Here is a 25,031-nt window from a genome sequence, read left to right on the forward strand (position 1 = left end):
CGTGCATGCCCTAGCGTCGCGGCATGCCGGGACAGCTGCTGCGGGTGGACGTCGGCGACCTCACCTTCGACGTCCGGGCCGACGGTCCGGACGACGGCCGGCCGGTGCTGCTGCTGCACGGCTTCCCGGAGACGTCGGCGTCGTGGGCGGCGGTCACGCCGCGGCTGACCGAGGCGGGGCTGCGCACGTACGCCGTCGACCAGCTCGGGTACTCCCCCGGTGCCCGCCCGGCCGAGGTCGGCGCGTACGCGCTGCCGAACCTGGCCCAGGTCACCGCCGACCTCATGACCGCGATGGACGTGCCGCGTGCCGACGTCGTGGGCCACGACTGGGGCGCGGGCGTGGGGTGGGCGCTGGCCGCGTGGCACCCCGACCGGGTGCGCACGTTGACCGCGGTGTCGGTGCCGCACCCCTCGGCGTTCACGGCGGCCTGGCGGTCGGACCCCGAGCAGCAGGAGCGCTCGGCCTACATCCGGCTGTTCTGGCAGGAGGGCAGGGCCGAGGAGGTGCTGCTGGCCGACGACGCCCGGCGGCTGCGGCGGATGTTCGGCGACGCCGTCCCCGCGGCGGCGGTCGACGAGTACGTCGCGGTTCTCTCCGCGCCCGGCGCCCTGACCGCCGCCCTCAACTGGTACCGGGCGATGAGCTCGAGCACCCCGGTCGAGCCGGTGGAGGTCCCGACGACCTTCGTGTGGAGCGACGGCGACGTGGCGATCGGCCGGCCCGCCGCCGACGGTTGCGCGGACTGCGTGCGCGGCGACTTCCGCTTCGTCGAGCTCAGCGGGGTCAGCCACTGGATCCCCGAGCAGGCCCCGGACGCGCTCGCCGCCGCGATCATCGACCGGGTCGCGTCGAGCTGACCCCGGGTCAGAGCGCCCGGTAGTACCGCACCAGGGGCAGCGCCGTGAAACCGGCCTGCTCGTAGACCGCCCGGGCCGGTGCGTGGCCGGGGTCCCCGCCGGTGGCGACGACGGCCACCCGCATCCCCTCCTGCCGCATCCGCTCGAGGGCGACGGCCATCAGCTCGGCGGCGATCCCCCGACGCTGGTGGCCGGGGTCGACCGCGATCATCTCGACCTCGCCGCTGCAGGGCTCGTCGTAGGACTCGTCGTGCAGGACGAGCGCCACGAACCCGACCGGCCGGCCGTCGTCGGCCACCCACACCGTGCGCTCCGGGTCGCGGCACACCGCCTCGACCGCGGCCGCCTGGTACGCCCGCCAGTCCGGGTACAGGTGCCGGTAGACGGCCGTCCCGAGCACGGCCTCGAACGAGGCGAAGACCGAGGCCCAGGCGCGCAGCGAGAGGGCGACGACCTCCTCGACGTCCGCGTCGGTGAGCGGGCGGATGACGACGGGCACAGGGTCAGGCTGCCGCTGCGGTCAACCGGTTTCCGGCCCTCACCGGGCGGTGCCCGAGACCAGGGCGAGCAGCCCGGCCTCGTCGAGCAGGTCGACCGGGCGCACCGTGACCCCGGCCGCGACGTGGTGGAAGCCCGCGCTGACCCGCTCCACCGGGACGCCGGTCAGCCGGGACCAGCCGAGCCGGTAGGCCGCCAGCTGCACACCGGCCGCGGCCAGCTCGCCGCCGGTCGGGGCCGGCCCGGTCTTCCAGTCGATCACCTCGTAGCCGCCCGCGCCGTCGGCGAAGACCGCGTCGATCCGACCCCGCAGGGTCAGCGGCCCCAGCGGCGTCTCGAACGGCACCTCGACCTCGACCGGCTGGCGGTCGGCCCACTCGCTGGCGAGGAAGGCCTCCTGCAGCTCGGCCAGGGCGCTGTCGGGGACGGCGAACTCGTCGCCGGAGCCGGGCAGCTCGTCCAGGTCGAGCAGCCTCGCGGCGCCGAAGCGCTCCTCCAGCCAGGCGTGGAAGGCGGTGCCGCGGCGGGCCAGCGGCGCGGGCGCGGCCGGCATCGGCCGGCGCAGCCGGCGGGCCAGCTCGCCCGGGTCGCGGCGCAGGGTGACCAGGGCCGAGACCGACAGGTGGGACGGGAGCGGGACGTCGACGGTGGGCCGGGCCGCGGACCTGCGCTCGCGCAGCAGCAGGTCGGCGTCGCGCACCCACTGGTCGACGACCGGATCGGCCTCCCCCACCCGCAGGTCCGGATCCAGCGGGTGCGCGGCGGACCCGGTGACCAGCTCCGCGGCGGCGGTGAGCGCGCGCCGGCGTCCGGGCGAGAGCGGGTCGGCCGGCCAGATCCCCACCGGCCAGTCCGCGAGCGCCGGGTTCTCCGCGCCGTCCTCCGGGGCCGGCGCCCAGCTCACGACGGTGCCGGCACCGGTCCCGCAGGCCTCGCGCACGGCGTGCAGCAGGGACGACGGGCCGCACGGGTTCACCCCGTCGCGCCACCAGCTGCCCGAGCACAGCAGCAGGTGCCGGGCGCGGGTGACCGCGACGTAGCCCAGCCGGATCTCCTCCCCGGTGCCGAAGGCCTTCCAGTCCTCGACGTACTGCTCGAGGGCCTCCTTGACCACCGCCTGGTCGCCGGAGCCGGGCACGGGCAGCCGCAGCCGGGGCAGCTCCTCCCGGTCGACGGTGCGCAGGTCGACCGGGACCGCGCCGGGGTCCTTGATCCACGAGTCGCTGGCGCCGGGCTTGGCCGGGAACTGGTCGACGGTCATGCCGGGCACGGCGACGACGTCCCACTCCAGGCCCTTGGCCGAGTGCCCGGTGAGCAGCTGCACCGCCTCGGGGTTGACCGCCACCTCGCCCGGTTCCAGGCCGCGCTCGCGCTCCTCGGCGTCGCGCAGGTAGCCGAGGAAGGCCGGCAGCGACGGCAGCTCCGCGAGCTCGGTGAACTGCGCCGCCACGCCGTGGAGGGCGTCGAGGTGCGCGCGGGCGCCGGCCGGGCTGACCTCCGGCGCGCTGGCCAGCTCGGTCTCCAGGCCGAGCGTGCGGGCCACCTCGTCGACCAGGTCGGGCAGCGACTCGCCGAGCCGGGAGCGCAGCCAGGCCAGCTCGGCGCCCAGCCGGCGCAGCCGGCGGTAGCCCTCGGCCGAGTACTCCTCGGCGTCGCCGAGGTCGTCGAGCGCCTCCACGATGCTGCCGCGTTCCTGCGGCGGCTCGGCCGCGCCCTCACCCTCACGGGCCGGGCGGCGGGAGTGCACCAGCGCACGGGCGCGGGCCTCCAGGACGGCGAGGTCGCGGGGGCCGATGCGCCACCGGGCGCCGGCGAGCAGCCGGCCGAGGGCGTCGCCGGCGGTCGGGTCGACGAGCACGGTGAGGGTGGCGACGACGTCGGAGACCTCGGGGACCTCCAGCAGGCCGCCGAGGCCGACGACCTCCACCGGCAGGCCCCGCTCGCGCAGCGCGGCGGCGATGCCCGGCAGCTGCTTGCGCGTGCGGGCCAGGACGGCGACGGTCGGCGGCCGGCCGTCGGGGCGGCGGGCGACGACCGGGTCCGTGCCGTGCCAGCAGGCGGCCAGCCGGTCGGCCAGCGCGGCGGTCTCGTCGGCCACGGTCTCGTACAGGCCGACGGTGACCGCCCCGCGGCCCGCGGTGGGGGCGGGCGCCAGGTCCGGCAGCGGGACGTCGGGTGGCGGCAGCAGGCCTGCGACGGCGTTGGCGACGGCGAGCACCGCCTCGTCGTTGCGCCAGCTGGTCGCCAGCGTCAGCCGCTCGGCACGCCGACCGCGGACGCCGGGGAAGGTGCGGGCGAACCGCTCGATGGTGCCGGCCGACGCGCCGCGCCAGCCGTAGATGGACTGCCGCGGGTCGCCGACGGCCAGCACCGGGTGGCCGGTGTCCCGGCCGAACAGCGCCTCCAGCATCCGCAGCTGCCCGACGCTGGTGTCCTGGTACTCGTCGAGCAGCACCACCCGCCACCGCGCCCGCTCCCGCCGTCCGACCTCGGGCGCGGCGACCGCGATCCGCGCGGCGTGGGCCACCTGGTCGGCGTAGTCGATCGAGCCCATCGCCCGCTTGCGCGCCTCGAACGCCTCGACCAGCGGCAGCAGCGCGACCCGGGCCCGCTGCCGGTCGAGCACGTCGGTGACGTCCTTGTAGGGACCCTTCTTCCGCGGGGCGTCGGGGTAGCCGGCGACCTGCGCCTCGAGTCGGGCGGTCCAGGCGCGCAGCGCGGCGGGGGTGACGTCGTGCTCGCCCATCTCGGCGGCGAGGGCGAGGACGTCCTCGACGGTGGTGAGCAGCGACAGCGGGACGTCGTCCATGTCGCCGGTGTAGGCGGACACGACCTGGGCGGCCTGGCCCCAGCACATGGCCGGCCCGAGCACGCCGGCGCCGGGCTCGACGCCGATCCGCAGGCCGTGCTCGGCGACCAGCGCCGCGGCGTACCCGTGGTAGGTGGAGACCGTGGGCTGGGCGATCTCCAGCCGTTCCCGCAGCTCCGGCTCGGTCTCCGGGTGCCGGGCCAGGGCGCCCAGCCGCAGCCGGATCCGCTCGTTCAGCTCGCTGGCCGCCTTGCGGGTGAAGGTCAGCCCGAGCACCGCCTCGGGTTCCACGACGCGGTTGGCCACCAGCCAGGAGACGCGCGCGGCCATGGTCTCGGTCTTGCCGGAACCGGCGCCGGCGACGACGACCAGCGGCCGGTCGGCCGGGGCGGCGACCACCCGGGCCTGCTCCTCCGACGGGGCGTAGGACAGCCCGCAGCGGGCGGCGACCTCGGCCGGGGAGAGCACCCGCCGGGGCGCGGCCGCGACGTCGGGTTCCAGGCTGAACAGGTCGTCGAGGCTGAGTTGCGCGTCCGTCACGCGGTCACCTGCCGGCCGCGCTCGTGCATCGGGCACGTGCGGCGTGCCGGGCAGCGCTGGCAGTGGGTGCCGGTGCGCACCTCGAAGGCACCCGCGCCCATGCCCTCCCCCACCGCGGCGATCAGCTCGCCGGCCGGGGTCTGCGCCAGGGGGACGTCGGCCGGCAGCGGCTCCTGGTGCTGCTCCTTGGCCTTGGCGCCGGTGCCGACCTGCAGCAGCGCCGCCCCGCCGGGGACGGTGCCGTGGTCGGCGAACGCGCCGGAGGCGACGGCGACCTGGTAGGCGGCCAGCTGGCCGTGCTCCTCGACGTTCCTCGCCGCGGTCTTCCCCGTCTTGAGGTCGACGACGACCAGCCGGCCCTCGGCGTCGCGCTCCAGCCGGTCGACCTGACCGCGCAGGCGGGCGCGGCCGACCACGACGTCGAAGTCCTCCTCGGCGGCGACGAGCTCGCGGCGGTTGGCCGCGTGCCAGCGGAGGAACCGCTCGAGCATCTGCTGCGCGGTGGCGCGCTGGCGCTGGTCGGACCAGCCCGGCCCGAGGTCGAGCTGGTCGAGCTCGACGGCGAGCGCGCCGGGCGCCTCGGCCGGGGGCAGCCCCTCGGCGACGCGCTGCGCGACGGCGTGCACCGCCGAGCCGACGGTGCGGGTGGCGTCGGGTGAGGCCTCCGCGCCGACCGCACCCAGCACCCAGCGCAGCGGGCAGCGCTGGAAGGTCTCGATGGCCGAGGGCCGCACCCGCACCGGGTCCTCCGGCGGCACCAGCGGCGCGTCGTCGGACAGCGGGGCCAGACCCCACCAGTGCGCCGGCGCCGCTCCCGGCACGCCCTCCTCGGCCAGCCGGCGCAGGACCGCCGCGGCGGCCGACCGCCGGCCCGGCGGGGTGTGCGGGTCGGCGACCGCGCGGCGCAGCTCGGCGACGAGTGCGGGCAGGGTGAGCGAGCGGGGCAGGTCGGTCAGTGGCCGGCCGCCCTCCGGCGGCGCCTCGACCAGGTCGAGGAACCGCGACGCCGTGGCGCCCGCGTCGGCGCCGTCGACAGCGCCCTGCACCGCCGTCACCACCAGGCGCCGGCGGGCCCGGGTGCAGGCGACGTAGAACAGCCGCCGTTCCTCGGCCAGGGTGAGGGTGCGCCGGTCGACGGCGGCCGCGTCGATGCCGGCCGCCCGCTCGACGAGGACCTCCGTGCCGAGCAGCGAGCCGCGCTCGCGCAGGTCCGGCCACACGCCCTCCTGCACGCCGGCCACGCAGACCACGTCCCACTCCAGACCCTTGGAGGCGTGGGCGGTGAGCAGCCGGACGGTCTCGTCGGTGGCCGCCCGGGCCGCGCCGGTGTCACCGGGCAGCTCCTGGGCCGCGAGGTGGTCGACGAAGGCCCGGACGTCGGCCGACGGCAGCCGGTCCACGAAGCTCCCGGCGGCGTCGAACAGGGCGACGACGGCGTCGAGGTCGCGGTCGGCGACCGCTCCGGCCGCACCGCCCGCGGCGCTGGCCCGCGCCCACCGCCCGGCCAGCCCGCTGCGCTGCCACATCGCCCACAGCACGTCCTCGGCCGAGCCGTCGGCGGCCAGCGCGACCCGGCCGGCGGCCAGGACGGCGGCGACCCGAGAGGCCGGCCGGGCGACGTGCTCGGGCAGCGTCTCGAGCAGCAGCTCGTCGAGGACGGCGGTCGCGAGAGGGGCGCCCCGCTCGGCGGCGTCGATGCCCTGCCGGGCCAGGGCGATGCGGACCGCCCGGCGCAGCCGACGCAGGTCGAGGACCGTGGCACCGCCCAGCGGGGAGGACAGCAGCGCCTCGGCGGCCGGCTCGTCGAGCCCGGCCGGCGCCCCGTCGTCCCCCGGCAGCAGCGCCTCGAGCGCGGAGAGGAACGGGGCGACCGCCGGCTGGGCGGCCAGCGGCAGCTCGTCGGCGGAGACGGCCGACGGGACCCCCGCGGAGGTCAGCGCCCGGCGCAGCGGCCCCAGCGCGGTCGCCGTCCGGACGACGACCGCCATCTGCGACCACGGCACCCCGTCGAGCAGGTGCGCCCGGCGCAGCACGTCGGCGACGTAGGCGGCCTCCACGGCGGCCGAGCCGAAGACGTGCACCTCCCCGGTGCCGTCGTCGGTGTCCTCGACCGGCTGGAGGCGGCGGTGCTCCCAGGGGCCGGGCAGGCCCTCGGCGACGCGGCGGCTGATCCGCAGCAGCTCGGCGCCCGACCGGCGGCACACCCCGAGGGACAGCCGGTCGGCGCGGCGGCCGTCGGCGTGCCGGAAGCGGTCGGGGAACTCGACGATGCCCCGCGGCTCGGCGCCGCGGAAGGCGTAGATCGCCTGGTCGGGGTCGCCGACGGCCACGAGGTCCCCACCGCCGCCGGCGAGCAGCTCCAGCAGCTCCACCTGGGCGGGGTCGGTGTCCTGGTACTCGTCGACGAACAGCCAGCGGGCCCGCTCCCGCTCCTGCCGCAGCAGCTCGGGGTCCGAGGCGAGCTCGGCGATCGCCTCCCGGACCAGCTCGGCGGGGTCGTACCCGGAGGCGTCACCGCGGCCGGCGGTGGCGAAGGCCGTGACCGCCTCGTACTGGGCCTGGAACGCCGCGGCGTGCACCCACGCGTCGTGGCCGAGCTCGCGCCCCCAGGCGGCGAGCCGGTCGGGCCCCACCCCCCGCTCGGTGGCGCGCAGCAGCAGCTCGCGCAGCTCGGTGCGGAAGCCGGCCGTCGACAGCGCCGGCCCCAGCGACTCCGGCCAGCGGACCGCCCCCTCCTCCTCGACGTCGCCGCGCAGCAGCTGCGCGACGACGGCGTCCTGCTCGGCGGCGGTGAGCAGGCGGGGCGGGAGGTCACCGCGGAGCAGCGCCGCCCGGCGCAGGACCCCGTAGGCGTAGGAGTGGAAGGTGCGGGCCAGCGGCTCCCGGATGGTGCGCGCCACCCGGGTGGTGATGCGGGTGCGCAGCTCGGCGGCGGCCTTGCGGCTGAAGGTCAGGACGAGGACCTGCTCGGGGTCTATCCCGCGGTCGATCCGGGCCGCGACGGCCTCGACGATCGTGGTGGTCTTGCCGGTGCCGGGACCGGCGAGCACCAGCAGCGGCCCGCCGGGGTGGTCGACCACCGCCTGCTGCGTGGGGTCCAGCCGGGGCCGGGCCACCGGGACCGGGTCCCCCTGCACGAGCCGGTAGACCGGCGCCCCGTCCGCCCCCCGCACTGCCGCCACCTCTCGATGACACCACGGCCGTCCGACACGTCCGTCACGGGTGGGGCGCGTGGGGTGTGCCTCAGGGCCAGCCGACGGCGCGGAGGTCGACCCGGCCGTCCCGCACGGGCACGCCCTCGGTGGCCAGCAGCTCCAGCTGGCGCACGCGCACGGGCTCGGCGGCCGTGCCGTCGGCGCGGACCACCCGGTACCAGGGGACGGCACCCCCGCCCTGGGAGAGAGCCCGCGCGACCCGCCGCGGCCCGACGCCGACCAACCGCCCGATCGCGCCGTAGGTGCTGACCCGGCCGGGCGGGATCGCCTCGACGGCGTCGAACACCGCCTCGTCGACGTCTGCGGCGGACGCGGAGGCGCCCGGGGACGGCGGTCCTCCGGGCGCCTCCGGCATCACTGCTGGTAGCTGCTGTTGGCCACCCACCACTCGTAGAGGGCGGCGAGCTCCTCCTGGGTGGTGCCCGGAGCCGTGACGACGCCCTCCACGAGCGCCTCGTCGTCGGTCCACACGATGCCGACCCGGCCGTTGTCGGCGTCGATGGCGCACGCGTAGGACCCGCTGTTGCCGGCCGACGTCCAGACGCTGGTGCCCGTGCCGGTCGTGCAGTCCTCGCCCTGCGGCAGCTCCGGCGCGCCGGCGGTGTCGGAGGTGAAGACGTCGTCCATGGTCGTCCGGTCCGGGTAGAGGAAGAAGTTGCCGTCCTGCGGGACCGCGGCGCTCCCGGTGCAGGCCACGTGCGCGACGTCGCCGTCGCCGGCCAGCGGGGCCTCCTCGCAGCCGGTGAAGTCCGGCGGGACCATCGCGAGCAGGTCGCTCCCGCCGCCGGGCTGCGGTGCGCTGGACGAGGAGCTGCTGCTGGTCGAGGGCCGGGAGGACGAGCTCGACGAGCTGCCGGCGGAGGTCGTGCTGTCGGCGGACGCCGTCGGTTCGTCGTCCCCGCCCAGGGTGAGGAACAGGATCGCGGCGAGGCCGACCACCACGACGACGGCGGCCACGATGCCGATCACCAGGCCCCGCCCGCCCTTGCCGGACGGCGGCCGGCCCGGCTGCCCGTAGGGGCCGGGCTGACCGAACTGGCCGTACGGGGGCTGCCCCGGCTGGCCGTACGCGGGCTGACCGGGCTGCCCGTAGGGACCCTGCTGGCCGTACTGCGGCGGGCCCGGCTGGCCGTACGGAGGCTGGCCCGGCTGCTGGCCGTACGGAGGCTGGCCGTACTGCGGCTGGTCCGGCTGCTGGCCATACGGAGGCCGGCCCGGCTGCGGACCCTGGGGAGCGCCGCCCGGCCCACCCTGCGGCCCCCAGCCGCCCTGGCCCTGCGGCTGACCCCACCCACCCTGACCGGGGGGCGGGGGGCCGGGCGGACCGTAGGGGTCCTGGCCCGAGGGCGGCTGACTCATTCGCGGTACCTCCAGCTGGTCGTTTCCGCCCGCAGCCTAGAGGCGCTTCCGCCAGGCGGATCCGCGCGACCCGCCTGTCCGCTCAGCCGCGCCGGCCGTACCTCGCCAGCAGCCGGGTCTGGGGATCGGCGGTGGCCGGCACGTCCAGCGGCGGGTCGATCAGCCCCGGGACGCCGTCCTCCGGCAGCCGGTCGGCGACGACGAGGCCGGCGGTGACCAGCACCATGTCGAGCTCGGTGTCCCCGCCGGTGGCCCGGGCGAGGTCCCAGGAGTGCACCGTCAGGTCGGCGGTCATCTCCTCGATGTAGTGCGCGGCCAGCAGGGGGCCGCGGGCCAGGTGCACCGTGTGCAGCAGCGCGTGGTCCCCCGCGAACGCGGCCAGGGCGGCGTCGGCCGCGCTCTCCCAGCCGGTCAGCGGATCGTTCCCGAGCAGGTCCGGCGTCGCGTCGGGGAACCGGCCGTCGACCAGGTCGAACGGCTCCCCGGCGAGCAGCGGAGGCGCCCACAGCGCCTCGGAGACCAGGTGGGCCACGAGGTCGGCGACGCTCCACCCCGGCAGGGCCGGGTCCTCCCACTGCTCGGGCTTCACCGCGTCGACCCGGTCGGTGAACGAGGCCTGCGCCCGCTGGAAGAGCTCGATCAGTTCGGCCGGAGAGAATTCGGACACGTCGTCAGTAGACGCCACGAGGGCCCGGACCGCCCCAGCGGGGAGCGATCCGGGCCCTCGGTGGTGCCTCAGTACGTCGGCAGCGCCTTGTCGATGCGCGTCGCCCACGCCGTCACGCCGCCCTGGACGTGGACGGCGTCGGAGAAGCCGGCGTTCTTGAGGGCGGCGAGCACCTCGGCCGAGCGGACGCCGGTCTTGCAGTGCAGCACGATCGGCTTGTCCTGCGGCAGCTGGGACAGCGCCCGGCCGGAGAGGATCTCGTCCTTGGGGATCAGCTTCGCGCCCGGGATCGAGACGATCTCGTACTCGTTGGGCTCACGGACGTCGATCAGCTCGAAGTCCTTGCCGGCGTCCATCATGTCCTTGAGCTCGTCGACGGTGATCGTCGAGCCGGCGGCGGCCTCCTGGGCCTCGACCGACACGACACCGCAGAAGGTCTCGTAGTCGATGAGCCCGGTGATCGGCTCGGCCTCCGGGTCCTTGCGCACCTTGATGGTGCGGAAGGTCATCTCCAGGGCGTCGTAGACCATCAGCCGGCCGAGCAGCGTCTCGCCGATGCCGGTGATCAGCTTGACGGCCTCGGTGGCCTGGATCGCGCCGATGGTCGCGCACAGGACACCCAGCACGCCGCCCTCGGCGCAGCTGGGGACCATGCCGGGCGGCGGCGGCACCGGGTAGAGGTCGCGGTAGTTGGGGCCGTGCTCGTTCCAGAAGACCGAGACCTGGCCGTCGAAGCGGTAGATCGAGCCCCACACGTACGGCTTGTCCAACAGCACGCACGCGTCGTTGACGAGGTAGCGCGTGGCGAAGTTGTCGGTGCCGTCGACGATGAGGTCGTACTGGCTGAAGATCTCCATCACGTTGTCGCTGTCCAGCCGCGTCTCGTGCAGCCGGACGTCGATCAGCGGGTTGATCTCCTTGATGGAGTCGCGCGCGCTCTCGGCCTTGGAGCGGCCCACGTCGGACTGGCCGTGGATGATCTGTCGCTGCAGGTTCGACTCGTCGACGACGTCGAACTCGACGATGCCCAGGGTGCCGACGCCGGCCGCGGCCAGGTACATCAGCACGGGCGAGCCGAGGCCGCCGGCGCCGACCGCCAGCACCTTGGCGTTCTTCAGCCGCTTCTGCCCGTCCATCCCGACGTCCGGGATGATCAGGTGCCGGCTGTACCGGCGGACCTCGTCGATCGACAGGTCGGCCGCAGGCTCCACCAGGGGTGGCAGGGACACGGGTTTGCTCCTCAGTCACTCGACAGCGGCCGCGCGGGGCCGTCGTTCGTCGGGACAACAGACTGACACGCGTTCCTAATCCCGCCCTGGGCGGTCCGGGAGCGGAGGGACGACGGGCGCGCGGCAACTCCGGGAAGACGCGCCCTCACCACCGCCCCGGAGAGCAGGTTCCCCGGAGTCGTGCGAGGGGAGGGAGGCGGCTAGGGGTAGGGCCAGGGGTTCTTGGCGCAGCCCTCGAGGCCGAGGGTCTGCTGCTGCATGACCGGCGCGAGCCGGCCGGCGCCGGGGCACTGCTGGTGCCCGTTGCCGAGGGCGTGGCCGACCTCGTGGTTGATGACGTAGAGCCGGTAGGTGGCGACGTCGCCCTGGTAGTCGGGGACGGCGGTCTCCCAGCGGGCCAGGTTGATGACCGCGCGGTCGCCGTAGCGGCAGGATGTGTAGCCGCCGGTGCCGACCCCGGGGCAGTAGGTCTCCATGTTGCCGGGGCTGATGAGCGTCACCTTGAAGTCGTAGGCGCCCGAGGCGGCCTCGGCCGGCCCGACGCGCTGGAACGACATCCGCCCGCCGCTCCCCCACGACCGCGGGTCGCCGAGCGTGCTCTCGACCGCGGCGGCGAACCCGGCGCCGTCCACCCCGATGCCGTCCTCCACCTCGACGACGAACCGCTGCAGCGGGCCGGTGCCGTACACCTGGGAGGCCCCGTCCACGACGGAGACCGTGCCCGCGCCCTGCTGTACGAAGCCGATCTGGTCGGGTGCCGGCGGGGCGGTCTCGATCGGCCCGGCGTCCCCCTGCGCGGGCGCCGTCACGTCGGCGGGCGCGGGGTCGCTCGTGGGCGCCGACGCCGTCGTGGCAGGCAGTTGCGCGGCCGCGGTGCCGGCGTCGGTGCGCGCCGTCGTCGTCCCGCTGCGGACCAGGTCGACGAGGGTGAGCACGGTGGCGATGGTGAGGATCGGGATCGCGTAGGCCCGCCATCCCCAGCGGGACACGAAACGGCGCACCCGTCCGGCCGGACGACGTGCGGGCGGGCGGTCCCGCGGCTCGCGGCGGGGCGGCACCGGCGGGCGCGGGCCGGCCGCGTCCGCGGGCGTCCGGACGTCGCTGCGGCGGCGGGACGGGAGAGGGACCTCGCCGCGGACGGGAGCCGGATGGGGGCGGGGGGCACCGGGCGGCACACGAGGCAGGTCGCGGCGCGCGACACCGGCGTCCGGGAGCCGGCGCCGGGGTCCGGGAGCCGGCGGGTGAGGTCGGGGGCGCTCGCCCGGCCCGCGGCCGGGAGGTGCGTCCGCGGGGCTCACCCGGCCAGGCTCTCACGGCTCGCGGGCGTGGCGGCAGACCCGGCCGGCGACGGCGTGTGCCGGACCGACTCGTACCGGTGATGCCGGCGCTAGCGCTCCCGGCGCTCCCCGGCGACGTCCTCGGCCAGGGCCAGCACGGCGCGGGCCGTCGGCTCCGGCGCCTCCATCATCGCGACGTGCCCGACGCCGTCCAGGACGAGCAGCCGGCCGTCGGGGACGGCGGCGGCCAGCCGGGGTCCGAGCGCGGGGTCGACGAGCCGGTCCCGGTCGCCCCACACGACCAGCGTCGGCGGGCGCAGGGAGCGGGCGGCGCGCCAGGCGTTGGCCGCGCCGATCCGCAGGTAGGAGGTGATCAGCCCGCGCATGCTGCGGGTCAGCGCCCGCCCGGCCCACGGCTGCGCGGCGCGCTCACGCATCTCGTCCAGCGCCTGCTGCAACCGGGCGCGGGGGATGCGGCGCGGGTCGCCGAAGCACATCTGCACCATCCCGCGCACCTGCTGCTCCGGGGTCACGCCGGCCATCCGGCGCTCGGCGATCGACGGGACGCCGGGCAGCAGGAGCAGCAGGAGGGCCCGGTTGAACGCGGGCGGGACCCGGTAGACCGGCATCGCCGGGGAGACCAGCGTCAGGGAGGCGACGAGGTCGGGCCGGCGGGCGGCCACCATGAGCGCCGCCATGCCGCCGAGGGAGTTGCCCAGCAGGTGCACCGGCCGGCCCGACGCCTCGCCCGGCTCGGCGGCGATCCGCTCGAGGACGTCGATGACGGCGGCCACGTGGCCGCGCATGGAGTACGAGCCGCGGGACGGCGGGTGCGACCGGCCGAAGCCGGGCAGGTCGATGGCCCACCCGTCGAACCGGACGGCGAGCAGCGCGGCCAGGTCGGTCCAGTTGGTCGACGCCCCGCCGAGGCCGTGCACGTAGAGGGCCCGTTCCCGGGGTGCGCCGTCCGGCCCGCCGTCGACCGGGCCGGTCCACGGCGTCCGCCGGACGAACACCTCCCCGCCCCGCACCAGCACCGGCTCCCCCGGCCAGGGCGGCGGCACGAGGTCGACCGACGGCAGCGGCGTCTCCGACAGCCGGGCCGTGCGGACGGCTACCGCCGCGGTGGGGGGCTCGGCAGTGCGGGTCACCCGCCGACGGTAGGTCAGGCCGGTCCGCGGCGCGCGAGGCGGTGACCCGTCGGTAACATCCGTGCGTCATGTCACTGTCCCGGCCCGACGCCTCCCCCGCCCGGCGCACCTCGCGCCTGCCCCGTGGCGCGCGCCGTGCCCAGCTGCTGCAGGCCGCGCAGGAGGTCTTCGTCGCCCAGGGCTTCCACGCCGCGGCGATGGACGACATCGCCGACCGCGCCGGGGTCAGCAAGCCCGTGCTCTACCAGCACTTCCCCGGCAAGCGAGAGCTGTACCTGGCGCTGCTCGAGCAGCAGGTCACGGCGCTCACCGACCGGGTGAGCCAGGCGATGTCCGGCACCGACGACAACCGCACCCGCGTCAACGGCGCCGTCGGTGCCTACTTCGACTTCATCAACGACGAGGGCGCCGCCTTCCGGCTGGTGTTCGAGTCCGATCTGCGCAACGACGACGAGGTGCGGGAGCTCGCCGACCGCGGCCACCTCGCCTGCGTCGAGGCGATCGCCGAGGTGATCGGGGCCGACACCGGCCTGGACCGCGAGCGCTCGCTGCTGCTGGCCTCGGGCATGACCGGGCTGGCCGAGACCAGCGCCCGCTGGTGGCTGGACCGCAAGGGCACCGTCTCCCGGGACGAGGCGGTGTCGCTCATGACCTCGCTGTCGTGGCGGGGCATCTCGCGGTTCCCCCGGCTCGAGGGCGGCGAGACGCCGGCGTCGTGAGGGCCGGCCCCGTTCGCTGACGGCGCAGCCTCGCCGCAGGTCCGCGCCACACCGCTGCACTAGCGTGGGCCGCAGCCGCGCAATTCGAGGAGGCATCCCCCCGTGGAAGTCAAGATCGGTGTCCAACACTCCCCCCGGGAGCTGGTCATCGACAGCCCCCAGACCCCCGACGAGATCGCAGCCGAGGTGGCCAAGGCCATGTCCGGCGCCACGAAGGACGGCCTGCTGACGCTGGTCGACGAGCGTGGCCGGCGGGTCCTCGTGCCCGTCGACCGCATCGCCTACGTGGAGATCGCCCAGGCCGACCAGCGCCGGGTGGGCTTCATCGCCGGGTCCTGACGACCGAAACCCGAGGGGGCGTCTCCGCACCGCGGAGGCGCCCCCTCGGCGTTCCTGGGAGTGCCCCTGTTCCTGGGAGTGCCCCTGGTGCAGGGAGCCGCGCCGGGCGTGCGAGGCGTGGGGGCACCGGGCCCTCTCACAGGTCGACGGTGGTGCGCCAGGCCTCCGGCGGTCCCGCGGTCTCGGCCACCAGCTCCTCGCACAGCGCGGCCACGCGGTCGGGGTCGATCGGCCGGTCCACCCCGGCGAGGCCCCGGACGGTGACGGTCGCGACGTGGACTCCCTCGGGGGCCAGTGCCCGGGCCTGCGCCTCCGTCAGCGCCCGGAGCGCCGCCTCCTGGACACCGATCGTCGCCGTCGAGGCGGCCGGCCGGTCAGCCGCACCCCCGACCGTGACCAGGACGGTGCCCGAGCCGCGCTCGCGCATCCCGGGCAGGACGGCGCGGACGGCGGTCTGGAGCGCGACCGCCCCGGCGGCCAGGTCGGCCAGCAGGTCCTCGGGGGCGAGCTCCGGCACGGTCACCCGGCGGCCGGCCGGGACGTCGACGAGCAGCACGCCGGCCGGGCCGAAGGTGTCCAGGAACAGGTCGAGCGCCGCCGTCAGCGACGCGGGGTCGGCCGCCTCCGCGGGGGCCCGTCCGGCGAGGACGCCGTGAGCGGCGAGGTCGGACTGCAGCTCCGCCAGCTCCTCCTCGCGTCGAGCCACCAGGCCGACGGCGTACCCCCGGGTGCCGAGACGGCGGGCCGTGGCGAGAGGGATGCCGGGGCCGGCCCCCACGACCAGCAGGTGCTCCACGGGGCCTCCTGTCAGGGGTTGAGCCCGAGGGTCTTCATCCGCTCGGTGTGGGCGGAGGTGATGCGCTCGATGAGCCGGCCGAGCCCGGTCAGGTCCCCCGTGCCCGCCATGATCAGCCGGGCGAGGTCGTCGCGCTCGGCGATCACCGCCTGCGACTGGGTGATCGCCTCCCCCACGAGGCGGCGTCCCCACAGCGCGAGCCGGCCGGCGACGGTGCGGTGTGCGGCGATCGCCGCGCGGACCTCGCGGACGGCGAAGTCGGCGTGGCCGGTGTCGGCGAGCACGTCGAGGATCAGCGCCCGGTCCGGATCGGGCAGGAACGTCGCGATCTCGCGGTAGAAGTCCGCGGCCAGCCCGTCCCCGACGTAGGCCTTCACCAGCCCCTCGAGCCAGGTGCGGGGGCGGGTGCTCGCGTGGAAGGCGTCGAGCGCGGCGACGAAGGGCGTCATCGCGGCGGTCGGGTCGGCCCCGAGCTCCGCGAGGCGGGTGGTGAGCCGGGTGTGGTGGCCGATCTCGGCGGCGGCCATCTCCGCCAGCGCCGCACGACCGGCGAGGGTGGGCGCCAGCCGCGCGTCCTCCGCGAGCCGGTCGAAGGCGGTCAGCTCGGCGTAGGCGAGCACCCCCAGCAGGTCGACGACGGCGCGCTCGTCGACCGACGTCACGGGCACCTCCAGGGTTCACCGGCACGGGACCCGCCTGCCCGTCCGGGGGGCTCCAGGGGCCCCGGGCAGCGCGGCGCGGAGAGGCTAACCGGTGCGCACGCTACGATGGGAATCGGCGAGCCCTCGGTTCGCTTGTGTATCTGTGCGCTGACGACCGCTGGACGACGCCCTCCGGGGCTGTCTCCCGGGCCGATCCGACGCCCGGTCTGCTGGCCGCGTCGGCGCTGGAACTGATCCCGCGACAACCGACCGGGACGGGTGTGACGCGGCCCTCCGCCGCCGGAGCCGGTCCCCCAGTAGACCAGAGGCGAGAGCACTGACCTCCATCGAAGACACCACCCCCGGCCCCGACCTCGAGCACGCCGAGACCGGCGCCCCCGCCCCCGAGCAGCTCGAGCAGGCCACCGAGGAGCTCGGCGGCGCCCCGGTCGCCGAGGACGCCCCGCTGTTCAGCGACTTCGACGTCCACCCCGACGTCGTCGCGGCGCTGGCCGAGGCCGGCATCACCCGCACCTTCGCCATCCAGGAGCTCACCCTCCCGCTCGCGCTGGCCGGCAACGACCTCATCGGGCAGGCCCGCACGGGCACCGGCAAGACCCTCGGCTTCGGCGTCCCCCTCTTGCAGCGCGTCGTCCCCGCGGCCGAGGGCGGCGACGGCGTCCCGCAGGCGCTGGTCGTCGTCCCCACCCGTGAGCTGTGCGTGCAGGTCGCCCGCGACCTCGGCACCGCCGGCTCCAAGCGCGGCATCCGCGTGCAGGCCATCTACGGCGGCCGCGCGTTCGAGCCGCAGGTCCAGGCGCTGCAGAGCGGCGTCGAGGTCGTCGTCGGCACCCCGGGCCGGCTGCTCGACCTGGCCCAACAGGGCCACCTGATCCTGGGCAAGGTCCGCGTGCTCGTCCTCGACGAGGCCGACGAGATGCTCGACCTGGGCTTCCTGCCCGACATCGAGCGGATCCTGGCGATGGTCCCGGAGAAGCGGCAGACGATGCTGTTCTCCGCGACGATGCCCGGCCCGATCGTCACCCTCTCCCGGTCGTTCATGACCCAGCCGACGCACATCCGGGCGCACGGCAACGACGAGGGCTCGACGGTCCCGCAGACCACGCAGTTCATCTACCGGGCACACAACCTGGACAAGCCCGAGCTGCTCGCCCGGGTGCTGCAGGCCCGCGACCGCGGGCTGGCGATGGTCTTCTGCCGCACGAAGCGGACCGCGCAGAAGGTCGCCGACGAGCTGGTCGAGCGCGGCTTCGCCGCCGCCGCCGTGCACGGCGACCTCGGTCAGGGCGCCCGCGAGCAGGCGCTGCGTGCCTTCCGCAGCGGCAAGGTCGACGTCCTGGTCGCCACCGACGTCGCCGCTCGTGGCATCGACGTCACCGGCGTCAGCCACGTCGTCAACTACCAGTGCCCCGAGGACGAGAAGACCTACGTGCACCGCATCGGCCGCACGGGCCGCGCCGGCTCCACCGGCGTCGCGGTCACCCTGGTCGACTGGGACGACATCCCGCGCTGGCAGCTGATCAACAAGGCGCTGGACCTCGACTTCACCGACCCGCCGGAGACCTACTCCACCTCGCCGTGGGTCTACACCGACCTCGACGTCCCCGAGGGCGCGACCGGCCGGCTGCCCCGCGCACAGCGGACCCGCGAGGGCCTGGACGCCGAGGCCCTCGAGGACCTCGGCGAGACCGGCAAGCGCACCCGCTCCGGCAGCCGCGGTCCTGGCCGCGAGGACGCCGAGAAGCAGGACGCCGACAAGAAGCCGGCGCGGTCGAACCGTCCGCGTCGCCGGACCCGCGGTGGTGGCGCCGCCGCGGCCGCCGGTGAGGCTCCGGCCGCTGCCGCGACCGCGACGGGCGAGGCCCCGGCGGGCGAGGTCGCGGCCTCCGGCGAGGCGGCCAGGCCCCGCCGCCGTCGGCGGCGCCGGGGCGGCGCCAACCGCGGCTCCGCCGAGCCCGCCGCCTGATGACCCACCCGTGACCGCCCTGAAGCGTCCGCCCCTGCGGGTGTGGGTGTGGACGGCGGCCACGCTGGCGCTGGTCGTCGTCGCCGCCCTGCTGTGGCGGGGGTCCGACGCAGCGGCCACCCAGAGCACCACGTCCGGACCGGCCGGCGTCCCCACGGGGACGCCGGCCGGCGCCGTCTCCGCCGCCTGGACCTCCCCGACGACGGGCGCGGACGACGCCCCCCGCGCGTCGGTGTTCGGCGGCCGGGTGCTGGTCGGGGACGAGCACGGGATCCGGGCGCTCGACGCGGACACCGGCGAGGAGGCGTGGCGCTACACCCGCGCCAACGCGGTGATGTGCGACTGGACGCTGGTCGGCGGCCGGGTGGTCGCCGTCTTCCGCACCGAGGGCCGCTGCGACGAGGCGGTCGCGCTCGTGGCGGACACCGGCGTGCGGTCGTGGACGCGGAACGTCGACCTCCGGTCCGACGTGGTCCTGCACAGCACCGAGGGCATCGTGCTGGCCGCGAGCCCGACCGGCGTCGTCACGATCGACCCGGTCGGCGACAACACCCGCTGGCGCCAGGCACCGACCGAGGGCTGCCGGCTGCTCGACGCCGACGTCGGATCGGCGGGGGTCGTCGTCGTCCAGCGCTGCGCCGACGCGCTGCAGCTGCGCTTGTTCGACGGCTTCGAGGGCAGCCCGCGCTGGACCCGCGACCTGACCGGCGCGACCGCGACGCTGGCCGGCGTCGACCGGGCCGTGGTCCTCGCGGCGGACGACGGCGTGCAGGTGTACGCCGGTGCCGACGGCACCCCCCTCGGCGCCCCCCTGACCGCCGCGGCCGACGGGACGGCGAGCGCCCGCGGCATCGGGGACACCCTCCTCGTGCTGGCCGGCGGCACGCTGTCCGCCGTCGACCAGGCCACCGGCGTCCTGCGCTGGGACACCCCCGCGACCGGGCTCCCCACGGGGCCGGCCGTCGCGGGGTCGGGCACCGCCGCGACGCCGGTCCCCGTCGCGGAGGACGGCGCCGTCGTCGTCCGCGACCTCGCCACCGGTGCGGAGGTGGGCCGCTCGGCGGTCGCCGGCCTGCGTCCGGGCGGGCTGACCACCGTGGCCGGGCCGGTGGTCGTCCTGCAGCTGCCCGATCGGGTGATCGCCTTCCGCTGACCCGGGGGAGGCACCGGGCTGCGCGCCGGGGTTGACTGGGGGTCATGGTGATGTCCGGTGGCCCCGACCCCAGCACCCCCCTCTCCATCGCCCCGGACGACCTGCGGCAGCTGGCCGAGCACGACGCGCGGCACCGCACCTTCCCCGGTGGGGCCGGGCCCCTCACCGCCCTGGACACCGGAGGGGACGGCGCCGTCGGGACCGTCCTCATGGTCGCCGGGTACACGGGCAGCAAGGAGGACTTCGCGCCGCTGCTGCGGCCGCTGTGCGCCGCCGGCCTGCGCGTCGTCGCGCTCGACCAGCGGGGCCAGTTCGAGTCGCCCGGCCCCGACGACCCCGCCCGCTACAGCGTCGCGGAGCTCGCGGCCGACCTGGTCGCCGTCGCCCGGCAGCTGCGCGCCGAGGGCGTCGGCCGGCTGCACCTGGTCGGGCACAGCTTCGGCGGGCTGGTCGGCCGGGCCGCCGTCCTCGCCGACCCGTCCGCGTTCGACTCGCTGACCCTGCTCGGCTCCGGGCCCTCGCGGCTGGTCGGCCCGCGCGCCGAGCTGCTCGACCACCTCTCCCCCCTGCTCGACGCCGGCGGGGTGCCGCTGGTGCAGCAGGCGCTGGAGCAGCTGGCGATGACCGACCCCAAGGCGCAGGAGGTGCCCGCCGCGACCCGCGCGTTCCTCGACCGCCGGTTCCTGGCCAACAGCGCCGCCGGCCTGCGTGGCATGGCCGACGCGATGACCACCGAGCCCGACCGGGTCGCCGAGCTGGCCGCCAGCGGCGTCCCCGTCCTGGTCGCGCACGGCATCGCCGACGACGCGTGGACCCCGGCCGCGCAGGAGGACATGGCCCGGCGGCTGGGTGCCCGCTACGAGGTCGTCCCCGGCTCCATCCACTCCCCCGCCATCGAGAACCCGCTCCGGACGCTGGAGGTCCTGCAGGACTTCTGGGCCTCGGTCCCGGCGCGCGCCGACGACGGCCGGGACGCCGCGGTGCCGTCGTGACCCTCTCGGCGCGGTCCTGGACGGCGGAGGAGGACCTGCTCGGGTTCTTCGGGCCCGACAGCGTCACGTGGCGGGTGCACGCGGACCCCGTGTTCTCCGTCGGGGGCCTGCGGGCGCTGCTGCTGCAGGCGCTGCACCCGGTCGCGATGGACGGCGTCGCGACCTTCTCGGAGGGCTTCCGCACCGACCCGTGGCCGCGGCTGGTCCGGACCGCCGCCTACGTCGACACCCTGACCTTCGGCACCCGCCGCGAGGCGGTGCGCGCGGTGCGGCGGGTGCGCGGCATCCACCGGCGGCTGGCCGGCGTGGAGCCGGCCAGCGGTCGCGCCTACCGGGTCGACGACCCGGACCTGCTGCTGTGGGTGCACTGCTGCGAGGTCGACTCCCTGCTCGACGCCGCCCACCGGACCGGGGTGGTGCGGGCCGGAGCCGACGCCGACCGTTACGTCGCCGAGCAGGTGACCGCGGCCGTCCTCGTCGGGTGCACCGAGGCCGACGTGCCGCGCAGCGTCGCCGGACTGGCCCGCTACCTCACCGCCGTGCGCCCGTCGCTGGCGGTGACGCCGGCGGCCCGCGACGCGCTGCGGCTGGTGGTGACGCCGCCGATGCCGACCTGGGTCCGGTGGCTCACCCCGGCCCGCCCGGCGTGGGGCACCCTGGCGTCGCTGGCGGTCGCCACGCTGCCGCCGTGGGCCCGGCGGATGTACTCGCTGCCCGGGTCGGGAGTGACCGACGCCGCGGCGACGGCGGCCCTCCGGGCCTTCCGCCAGGGGATGCTGCGGCTCCCGCCCCGGGCCCGGCGCTCCCCGATCGTGTGGGCCGGCCTCGAGCGCGTCGCCCGGGCGGTGCCGGTCAGCGCGTGAACCCCGGCGTCCCCCGGTCGCCGTCAGCCGACGGCCGGGGTCTCCTCGGCGAGGAAGCTCCAGGTCTCCCGCGGCGGGGTCGCCGCCTGGCCGACCGCGCAGCTGGGCCGGAAGTCGCACCAGCCGCACTGACGCCCCGGCACCGCGGGGAACGCGACGTCCCGGTCCTCGCCGGCGTCCACCGCGGCGGTGGCCGTGGCGATGTCGGCGGCGATGTCCTCGGCCCGCCGGACGTGGTTGGCCAGCGACCGGTCGGTGTGCTCGAACGCGGCGACCGTCCCGCTGGGCAGGTGGTGCAGCTCCACCCGGCTGCAGGGACGGCGCAGGGTGCGGCGCACCCCCAGCACGTAGGCGGCCAGGGCGGGTGACCCGCGGGCCTCGTCGTCGGTGCTGACCGCCCGGCCGGTCTTGTAGTCCACGACCACCAGCTCGTCGCCGCGCTGGTCGATGCGGTCGACCCGGCCCGACAGCGCCAGCCGCTCGGTCGTGGCGGCCACCTGCCGCTCGGTGCCGACCGGCTCGTCGGTGGGGTCGAGGCCGGCCACGTAGTCGGTGAGCCAGCCGGCGGCCCGGGCCCGCCACCGGTCGGCCTGCTCGGCGTCGCGGAACCCGGCCGTCGACCAGACCGAGTACAGCAGCTGCCGGGCCGCGGCCGGCGTCCGCTTCGGCACCGTCAGCTCCCACCAGGAACGCAGCGCGGCGTGCACCGCCGACCCCACGGTGTTGTGCGCCCACGGCGGGCCCTTGGGCGGGGTCGGCCGGTCGAGGTAGCCGAACCGGTACCGGCGCGGGCAGTCCGCGAAGGCGGCCAGCTTGCTCGGCGTGGCCGGGAACAGCCGCCGGGGCATGCCGGGCATCTCCAGCTGCTCGCCTCCCACACCGCCACGCTAACCGCCGGGGCCGACGGTCCCGCGTCAGTCGCGGTACGGCGCGGCGCCGGTGCCGGCGGCGAGCAGGGCGTCGAGCTGGTCGGGCGCCGTCGTGCAGGCGCCGATCGGCGTCGTCTTGTTCGTGCCGTGGTAGTCGCTGGAGCCGGTGACCAGCAGGCCGAGGTCGCCGGCCAGACCCCGCAGGTGCGCCCGCTCCTCCACGTCGTGGTCGGGGTGGTCGACCTCCAGGCCCAGCAGCCCGGCCGCGACCATCGCCGCGATCGCCTCGTCCCCGACCACCCGGCCCCGCTTGGTCGCCAGGCCGTGCGCGAAGACCGGCACCCCGCCGGCCGCCCGCACCAGGGCGATGCCGTCCAGGACGTCGGTGTCGGCCTTCGCCACGTAGTAGGGGCTGCGGTGGTGCAGCAGCGTGGTGAAGGCGTGGTCGACGGACTCGACGACCCCGGCCTCGACCAGGGCGCGCGCCACGTGCGGCCGGCCGACCACGCCGCCGCCCGAGCGCTCCACGATCTCCGCCCAGGCCACCGGGTAGCCGGCCTCGGCGAGGGAGGTCACGATGCGCTCCCCCCGGCCGAGGCGCTCGGTGCGCAGCCGCGCCCGCTCCTCGGCCAGGGCCGGGTGCGCGGGGTCGAACAGGTAGGCCAGCAGGTGCACGCTGATCGGCGGCGCCCCGGCCGGGAACCAGCGGCAGGACAGCTCCATGCCCGGGACGACGGTCAGCCCCGCGGGCCGCGCCGCCTCCGCCTCCGCCCAACCGCCGGTGGTGTCGTGGTCGGTGAGCGCGACGACGTCCAGGCCGGCGGCCGAGGCCGTGGCGAGCAGGTCGGCGGGGCTCTGGGTGCCGTCGGAGACCGACGAGTGGGTGTGGAGGTCGATCCGCATCACCGGTCAGCCTGCCGCACGGGGGTCGTTCCCGCCGGGAGGCCCGGCACTCAGCGTCGTCGTCCGGCCACCCGCGGGGCCCGCGGACGCCGCCGGATCGGCTGGGTGTCCCGGCGTCCGCCCTCGGGGCCCGGACGGGCGGGGCGGCGGCGCGGCTCGGGGTTGCCCTCGTCGTCCCCCGAGTCCGCGCCGTTCTTGCCGAACAGCAGGTTGCTGACCTTGCGGTAGAGGAGGTCGGCGCGAGGCAGGTAGGTGATCTCCGACAGGGCCTGCTGCTGCCCGGCGGACTCGAAGCGGAACGTGCCGTAACCCAGCAGCTGTCCGAACAGCGTCTCCTTGTACGTCAGGTCGGTGATCCGGCGCAGCGGCAGCAGCGCGACCGTGCGCACGATGAGACCGCTGGTCAGCAGCACCCGGCGGTTGGTGACGATGAAGTGCCGCATCCACCACTCACCGACCCGCAGGCCGAGGAACACCACGGCGCCCACGAGCACGAGGAAACCGGCGGTCGTGGACACCCGGTTGTCGCGGTCGAGCAGCAGCAGCCAGAGGCCCAGGGCGAGGAACGGCAGCGTCTTCACCGTCGGCTCGACCAGCACCGCCCAGTGCCGGCGGGTGGCGACCACCGGTGGCTGCTCGAGTGGGAGGAGGTACTTCTCGGCGTCCTTGCTCCACTGCGGCCGGCGGCCGTCGGACGGCGGCGGGGTCTCTGCCAGACCGGACACGGCGCGCGGTCAGACCAGCGACCCGACGAAGGCCGCGAACGACGACGCCGCGTCGCCGAGCCACTGACCGGCGGTGCGGACGATCTCGGCGGAGCTCTCGGGGGCCTGGATGATGTAGAAGATCACGAAGGCGACGACCAGCCAGGTGAGGACCTTCTTGAGGTTCACCATCACCTCCGCGGGTGCGTGTCGGGAGCGTGGAGACGACGGTGTCCCCACGGCGGATCCCATGGGTAACACAGGTCCCACGGCTCCCTCCCGGGACACGCCGCCGGGGTTGCGGGCCGGAGCGGTCCGGTCCGTCACGTCCCCGGCAGCAGGTGCTCACTGGGCGGACCCAACGGCAGATCGGGGTAGAGCCGTTCGCGGAGGTCGAGCAGCGTGAGCCGCTCGGCCAGCAGCCACGCGGCGGACATCGGCCACATGACCAGCCACAACCAGACGCCGTAGGCCTCCCCCACGAAGGCGGCGCGGTCGTCGGAGGTGGGGACCGCCCACAGCGGCGCGCGCTGCCCGGCGGCGTCGACGTCGGCCGAGGACGGCCCGGAGATGACGTCGCCCGGGTCGAGGCCGGGCAGCCCCGCGTAGCCGCACCCCACGCCGGTACCGGGCTCCTCGGCCACGAGGACCAGCTCCGCCGAGCCGCCGAGGGGTGCCGGCCCGGCGCAGTCGACGACGATCGCGCGGGCGCCGGGCTCACCGCCCCAGGCCAGGCCGGTCACGGACCAGCCCGTCGGCATGGGGTCGGGCACCCACGCCGGCACCCGCGCGTCGGCCGTCACCGCGGCGATGGCGTCGTGACCGACGAGCAGCGTGTGGTGCAGCGGCGTCACGGCGCCGTGGACGTGACACCAGGCCTGACCGGAGTTGCCGGGGCGCACGACCAGCCGCTCACCGCACCGGGGACAGACCGTGGTGGCAGTCATCGGGCATCACCGTCCTGTGACCCGAGGGGTTCGTCAAGCGCAGCGGCCGGGGCGGCGTGCGTACCGTGCGGGGCGTGCCGCCCGAGCCCGTTCCCGCGCCGACGCCGCCGGTGGTCGCCTGCGTGGGGGCGGTGGTGCACGACGCGCAGGGGCGGCTGCTGCTCATCCGCCGGGGGCACGAGCCCAGCCGTGGACTGTGGTCGGTACCCGGTGGGCGGGTCGAGGCCGGGGAGAGCGCCGAGGCCGCCGTGGAGCGGGAGGTGCTGGAGGAGACGGGGCTGCGGGTGCGGGCCGGCGCGCCGGTCGGCCGGGTCGAGATCCCGGGCGCCGGCGTGGTCTACGACGTCGTCGACCTCGCCTGCACCCTGCTGGACCCGGACGCCGAGCCGGTCGCCGGGGACGACGCCGACGCGGTCACCTTCGTCACCGCGACCGACCTGGCGCGGCTGGCGTGCACCCCGCGGCTGGTGGAGACGCTGCGCGGGTGGGGCGTGCTGCCGGCCTGATCCCGCG

General features: G+C 76.3%; 24 protein-coding genes. 8 read left to right on the forward strand and 16 right to left on the reverse strand.

Features of this window, described 5'->3' with window-relative positions; all coding sequences use genetic code 11:
- Positions 1–23: 23 nt before the first annotated feature.
- Positions 24–860 carry an alpha/beta fold hydrolase gene (locus ACI78Q_RS12955; RefSeq protein WP_456923796.1) on the forward strand — a complete coding sequence of 279 codons (837 nt, stop codon included), beginning with the start codon at positions 24–26 and terminating at the stop codon, positions 858–860.
- 7 nt (positions 861–867) lie between these two features.
- Here ACI78Q_RS12955 and ACI78Q_RS12960 read toward each other — a convergent pair whose 3' ends face one another.
- From ACI78Q_RS12960 to ACI78Q_RS13000, 9 genes are all read right to left on the reverse strand, one after another.
- Positions 868–1,359 carry a GNAT family N-acetyltransferase gene (locus tag ACI78Q_RS12960; RefSeq protein WP_456923797.1) on the reverse strand — a complete coding sequence of 164 codons (492 nt, stop codon included), beginning with the start codon at positions 1,357–1,359 and terminating at the stop codon, positions 868–870.
- Between the two features lie 39 nt (positions 1,360–1,398).
- A complete protein-coding gene (locus ACI78Q_RS12965) occupies positions 1,399–4,707 on the reverse strand; it encodes an ATP-dependent helicase (RefSeq protein ID WP_456923798.1) in 3,309 nt (1,102 codons plus the stop codon).
- Entirely contained in the window at positions 4,704–7,880 is a 3,177-nt protein-coding gene (locus ACI78Q_RS12970; RefSeq protein WP_456923799.1) for an ATP-dependent helicase, read from the reverse strand. Before ACI78Q_RS12970 ends, ACI78Q_RS12965 begins: the two co-directional genes overlap by 4 nt.
- Before the next feature lie 70 nt (positions 7,881–7,950).
- Positions 7,951–8,277: an MGMT family protein gene (locus ACI78Q_RS12975; RefSeq protein WP_456923800.1), complete on the reverse strand. Its 327-nt coding sequence runs from the start codon at positions 8,275–8,277 to the stop codon at positions 7,951–7,953.
- The gene (locus tag ACI78Q_RS12980; RefSeq protein WP_456923801.1) at positions 8,277–9,281 is read right to left on the reverse strand and encodes a hypothetical protein; all 1,005 of its coding nucleotides are present in this window, start codon (positions 9,279–9,281) and stop codon (positions 8,277–8,279) included. The genes ACI78Q_RS12975 and ACI78Q_RS12980 overlap by 1 nt, the downstream gene beginning before the upstream one ends.
- 82 nt (positions 9,282–9,363) lie before the next feature.
- A complete protein-coding gene (locus tag ACI78Q_RS12985; protein WP_456923802.1) occupies positions 9,364–9,948 on the reverse strand; it encodes a TIGR03086 family metal-binding protein in 585 nt (194 codons plus the stop codon).
- A 68-nt stretch (positions 9,949–10,016) separates the two neighbouring features.
- Positions 10,017–11,177: an adenylyltransferase/sulfurtransferase MoeZ gene (gene moeZ / locus ACI78Q_RS12990; RefSeq protein WP_456923803.1), complete on the reverse strand. Its 1,161-nt coding sequence runs from the start codon at positions 11,175–11,177 to the stop codon at positions 10,017–10,019.
- A gap of 200 nt (positions 11,178–11,377) precedes the next feature.
- A complete protein-coding gene (locus tag ACI78Q_RS12995) occupies positions 11,378–12,166 on the reverse strand; it encodes a DUF3152 domain-containing protein (protein WP_456923804.1) in 789 nt (262 codons plus the stop codon).
- A gap of 398 nt (positions 12,167–12,564) precedes the next feature.
- Positions 12,565–13,605, reverse strand: a complete 1,041-nt coding sequence (locus tag ACI78Q_RS13000) for an alpha/beta fold hydrolase (protein WP_456923805.1) — start codon at positions 13,603–13,605, stop codon at positions 12,565–12,567.
- 68 nt (positions 13,606–13,673) lie between these two features.
- Between ACI78Q_RS13000 and ACI78Q_RS13005 the strand changes: the two genes are divergently transcribed.
- On the forward strand, positions 13,674–14,324 hold the full coding sequence (locus ACI78Q_RS13005) for a TetR/AcrR family transcriptional regulator (protein WP_456923806.1): 651 nt from the start codon (positions 13,674–13,676) through the stop codon (positions 14,322–14,324).
- A 102-nt stretch (positions 14,325–14,426) separates the two neighbouring features.
- Entirely contained in the window at positions 14,427–14,663 is a 237-nt protein-coding gene (locus ACI78Q_RS13010) for a DUF3107 domain-containing protein (protein ID WP_456923807.1), read from the forward strand.
- Between the two features lie 136 nt (positions 14,664–14,799).
- Here the strand turns inward: ACI78Q_RS13010 and ACI78Q_RS13015 are convergent, their stop codons facing one another.
- Positions 14,800–15,459: an SDR family NAD(P)-dependent oxidoreductase gene (locus tag ACI78Q_RS13015; RefSeq protein WP_456923808.1), complete on the reverse strand. Its 660-nt coding sequence runs from the start codon at positions 15,457–15,459 to the stop codon at positions 14,800–14,802.
- Between the two features lie 11 nt (positions 15,460–15,470).
- A complete protein-coding gene (locus ACI78Q_RS13020; RefSeq protein ID WP_456923809.1) occupies positions 15,471–16,121 on the reverse strand; it encodes a ferritin-like fold-containing protein in 651 nt (216 codons plus the stop codon).
- Between the two features lie 487 nt (positions 16,122–16,608).
- On the opposite strand from ACI78Q_RS13020, the gene ACI78Q_RS13025 reads away from it, so the two are divergent.
- Genes ACI78Q_RS13025 through ACI78Q_RS13040 form a run of 4 tightly spaced genes read left to right on the forward strand, consistent with a single transcriptional unit; the run spans position 16,609 to position 21,095 of the window.
- Positions 16,609–18,087, forward strand: coding sequence for a DEAD/DEAH box helicase (locus tag ACI78Q_RS13025; RefSeq protein WP_456923885.1), 1,479 nt, complete (start codon positions 16,609–16,611; stop codon positions 18,085–18,087).
- Positions 18,088–18,097: 10 nt separating this feature from the next.
- On the forward strand, positions 18,098–19,240 hold the full coding sequence (locus ACI78Q_RS13030) for an outer membrane protein assembly factor BamB family protein (RefSeq protein WP_456923810.1): 1,143 nt from the start codon (positions 18,098–18,100) through the stop codon (positions 19,238–19,240).
- Between the two features lie 44 nt (positions 19,241–19,284).
- Positions 19,285–20,232, forward strand: coding sequence for an alpha/beta fold hydrolase (locus ACI78Q_RS13035; protein WP_456923811.1), 948 nt, complete (start codon positions 19,285–19,287; stop codon positions 20,230–20,232).
- Entirely contained in the window at positions 20,229–21,095 is an 867-nt protein-coding gene (locus ACI78Q_RS13040; protein WP_456923812.1) for an oxygenase MpaB family protein, read from the forward strand. The genes ACI78Q_RS13035 and ACI78Q_RS13040 overlap by 4 nt, the downstream gene beginning before the upstream one ends.
- A gap of 23 nt (positions 21,096–21,118) precedes the next feature.
- Here ACI78Q_RS13040 and ACI78Q_RS13045 read toward each other — a convergent pair whose 3' ends face one another.
- From ACI78Q_RS13045 to ACI78Q_RS13065, 5 genes are all read right to left on the reverse strand, one after another.
- The gene (locus ACI78Q_RS13045; RefSeq protein WP_456923813.1) at positions 21,119–21,973 is read right to left on the reverse strand and encodes a RecB family exonuclease; all 855 of its coding nucleotides are present in this window, start codon (positions 21,971–21,973) and stop codon (positions 21,119–21,121) included.
- Positions 21,974–22,009: 36 nt separating this feature from the next.
- Positions 22,010–22,867 carry a PHP domain-containing protein gene (locus ACI78Q_RS13050; RefSeq protein WP_456923814.1) on the reverse strand — a complete coding sequence of 286 codons (858 nt, stop codon included), beginning with the start codon at positions 22,865–22,867 and terminating at the stop codon, positions 22,010–22,012.
- Between the two features lie 50 nt (positions 22,868–22,917).
- Positions 22,918–23,592, reverse strand: coding sequence for a PH domain-containing protein (locus ACI78Q_RS13055; protein ID WP_456923815.1), 675 nt, complete (start codon positions 23,590–23,592; stop codon positions 22,918–22,920).
- 9 nt (positions 23,593–23,601) lie between these two features.
- Complete coding sequence (locus ACI78Q_RS13060; protein ID WP_456923816.1) at positions 23,602–23,760, reverse strand: hypothetical protein; 159 nt, start codon at positions 23,758–23,760, stop codon at positions 23,602–23,604.
- A gap of 134 nt (positions 23,761–23,894) precedes the next feature.
- Entirely contained in the window at positions 23,895–24,518 is a 624-nt protein-coding gene (locus ACI78Q_RS13065; RefSeq protein WP_456923817.1) for a DUF6758 family protein, read from the reverse strand.
- A 74-nt stretch (positions 24,519–24,592) separates the two neighbouring features.
- Here ACI78Q_RS13065 and ACI78Q_RS13070 point away from each other — a divergent pair, with 74 nt between their 5' ends.
- Complete coding sequence (locus tag ACI78Q_RS13070) at positions 24,593–25,024, forward strand: NUDIX hydrolase (RefSeq protein WP_456923818.1); 432 nt, start codon at positions 24,593–24,595, stop codon at positions 25,022–25,024.
- Positions 25,025–25,031: the final 7 nt, after the last annotated feature.

This window comes from Geodermatophilus sp. SYSU D00705 (genome assembly GCF_054050135.1).